Genomic DNA, 2967 nt, shown 5'->3' on the forward strand with positions numbered 1-2967 from the left:
GCGCCTGGTGCCAGCCTCGTCGTAGAGCCGGAGATGCCGACCGGCGCCGGCCTCGCGGTGTTCTACCTCAAGGGCAAGCCCGACCCGGTCGTGTTCGACCTGACGCACGGCTTCCAGCCCGAGTTCGCGAAGCCGTTCGCGCCGGGGTCCGAAGTGGTGCCGCTGATCGAGGTCGTGGTGCCCAGCACGGGGCGGGGCGGGCGCTTGGGCGCTGATCGCGTCGAGAAGATCCACCGCGTGATCGGGATCTACAGCGATGTCGATCTCCCCTCGAAGGATGGCACTCGCCCGCCCAAGCTGCCGGTGATGAGCGAGTGCCCCGAGGGCATGGGCGAGCAGTACGTGAAGGATGCTGGCGCCTACCCGCTCGTTCGGAAGGGCGAGACCGTCGTCTTCGACCCGGCCCGCCGCGATCTGGCACACGGCGCCTTGTGCGTGATCGAGTGGCACGGCGGCACCCGTGACGTGGTGCTGACCCACTTTCGCGAAGTCGGCGGCCAGGGCGAGCCGCAATGGTGGGTCGATCCGGTCAATCGCGTCGGCGCGGGGACGGTCTACACGAGCGATGGCCCCTACGACGCCGACCACCTGCGCCAGAAGCTCGTCGGCACTGTCGTCGGCGTGCTGGTGCCTCGACGCGAGCAGGACGAGCCAGAGCCGTTCGAAGCGGCCGAGCCCGCATCCGACAAGACTGAGGCTGACGAGGCGGCAGCGCCGGACGATGCGGACCCGGTTCTTGCGGTCATCCAAGCGCATGCCGAGGCCCGCGCTGCCTTCGTGGAGACCTGCGACGCGACCGATAAGGTGTGGCGGCAAGAGCAGGATCTGGACACGTCCGACGACGCGATGGCGCCCGCGCATGCAGTCTGGGAGGCCGCCAGCCACGTGGAGACGGTGGCCTGGAACGCGGTGTTCGAGACACGTCCGACGACGCTTGCCGGCATCGTCGCGGTGATCCGCCATGCCCAACAGTGGGCACCGGGGAATGACGGCATGATCGGCGCCGTGGATCTCAGAGACATCCTCGGGAGCATTGCCGCCGATGTCGAACGGCTGACGCTGACCGGCGCAGACGACGAAGTGTGCTCGGCTGAAGGGGCGGCATCCCTAAGTTTCGAGGCATATGACCTCGACACGCCGATCCGCAGCCCACGCGAGTGGAACGAACGCCTCTCGCCCTACACGGTCGGCCTGCATCTCGCCGACCGCTTCCTGCGGATGAGCAAGCCGGAGTTGGTCGCCGCTATCGAGACCCTGGACGGCCGAGGCCCTGAAGCTGTCCTCTCGGTGCTGAACGCAATCCACGACACCCACGAGGAGATGAAGGCGCTTGCCGACATCATGGGAGCAGCCCACACCCGCCTCATCGTCGCCGGCTCCTCCGTGATCGTCTCGTCCGACGCAAAGGGGGTCTGACCATGAACAACGTGCTCACGTTCGCCCCGCGGCCCAAGGTGGCCGTTCCCGTCGAGCCGGCCCCGATGGGGGAGGCGGAGGTTCGCAACCGCCTCGGCGAAGCCCTGCAAACTGCGCTGGATGCCGCCGATCACATCATTGCCGTGCTGGACCGCATGGACGGGGACATCGATGCCAAGGACGGCAGGGATGCGGACCCCGCTCTCGCCGCTCCCGACGGCCATCACGGTAGCCAAATCGTATGGCTGCGCAATAATGATAGTGTCCGCGAGACCGAGGCGCCTGAGGTCTTACTGCCGATCGTGGCGGCCGAGCGAGCTGTGATCCCGTTTGCTCCCCTGCCCTGGGGCGGCCGAGGCAACATCCTAGCCGCTGCCGGCGTGGCGCTGCTCAACATGGTCGGAGGACGCTAATGCCGAGCCTTGCTGGGGACTCAGCCCTTCTTCTTGTAGGTCTCGATGGCGTCGCGGCATCCAGGTGAGAGCTTGGACATGTTTTTGGCGAAACAAGCTCGCGTTTCAGGCCCGTCCTCCGGCGGCAGACCGGCGCAAAGGGTCGTGAAGTCGCCAGCACACAGTAACTGCATGGAGGCCTTATCCTCGGGGGACACAGGAGCAGCCATGGCCGTGCTCGCAACGAACGTGGCAAGCGCGAAGCCGACCCCAAAGCGTACCGACATCAGGTTCTCCCAAGACACCCGATGATCCGGGTCGAAGGCCAGAACGTTGGCGGATGTGCCATGGTTGCGCTTGGCGATCTCGCGAACGCGGCATCCGCTCTGGCCCGAAGCCGAAGCTCACCGCCATCAGCAGTGGGAGGCCCTGGCACGGCGCGAGGCCGGCGAGAGCTGCGCGGAGATCAGCCGGAGCTACAACGTTCCGCACGGCACGATCTCACGGTTGAAGGCGTAGAACTGACCTTTTCAACGAAACAGCGGCAAGCCGGCGCCGAGCAGGCAGAGGCCGCCAACAATCAAGCCCCCGCCTACTCTCTCGAAGGCAGCCTTTCGTTCGGGCTGATGTGGGGCAGCAGCGGCAAGCGCCACTCCCGAGACAAGACACATCAGGCTTAGAACGAACATCGCCGATGCCTCCGCACCTCCCACCAACCGTTATGTGCAAGAAATAACGCGCTCTCGCGCCTGTGACCAGCTTTCGAGCAAACAATTTGTTAACCATATTTTTTTAACCAGCATTCAACGCCGGGTTAATATTTGGTTAGAATTTGCTGCTAATTTCTGGGTAAATAGCAGCGCAGGCGGGTGCCTGTCGGTGCTGTTTCAGGTCTAGGCATGTTTCAGAAAGCGACACGGCGGCTACTTTGTCTTCCTGGCCTTCTCCTGGCTCTCCCGACCAGCATCCTCACCACCGGTGAAGCCAGCGCCCACGTGAAGTGGTTCTGCGCCTTCGACGTCGCCGGCCAGCCCCGCGGCCTCGAACAGGTGCTCTGCCTTGATTTCGAATGGCTCGTCGGCCTGTCGATCCTGTGCCTGATGTTCGGCTGCCTCGCCGAGGGCACCCCCCTCGGTACGGCACTCCTGAACGCGCTCGA

The 2967-nt window shown here is 64.9% G+C and carries 3 protein-coding genes and 1 pseudogene; 3 read left to right on the forward strand and 1 reads right to left on the reverse strand.

Features of this window, described 5'->3' with window-relative positions; genetic code table 11:
* The coding region (locus MFF13_RS21745; RefSeq protein WP_238272916.1) for a hypothetical protein at positions 1-1416 on the forward strand (1416 nt) is incomplete at its 5' end.
* A 2-nt stretch (positions 1417-1418) separates the two neighbouring features.
* Positions 1419-1829 (forward strand): hypothetical protein, encoded by a 411-nt coding sequence (locus MFF13_RS21750; RefSeq protein ID WP_238272917.1) that lies wholly within the window; start codon positions 1419-1421, stop codon positions 1827-1829.
* A 20-nt stretch (positions 1830-1849) separates the two neighbouring features.
* On the opposite strand, the gene MFF13_RS21755 is transcribed toward MFF13_RS21750, so the two are convergent.
* Positions 1850-2095: a hypothetical protein gene (locus MFF13_RS21755; RefSeq protein WP_238272918.1), complete on the reverse strand. Its 246-nt coding sequence runs from the start codon at positions 2093-2095 to the stop codon at positions 1850-1852.
* A 612-nt stretch (positions 2096-2707) separates the two neighbouring features.
* Here MFF13_RS21755 and MFF13_RS21760 point away from each other — a divergent pair.
* Positions 2708-2967, forward strand: a pseudogene (locus MFF13_RS21760) (hypothetical protein); the annotation flags it as partial.

The organism is Methylobacterium cerastii (assembly GCF_022179125.1).
GTDB lineage: Bacteria > Pseudomonadota > Alphaproteobacteria > Rhizobiales > Beijerinckiaceae > Methylobacterium > Methylobacterium cerastii.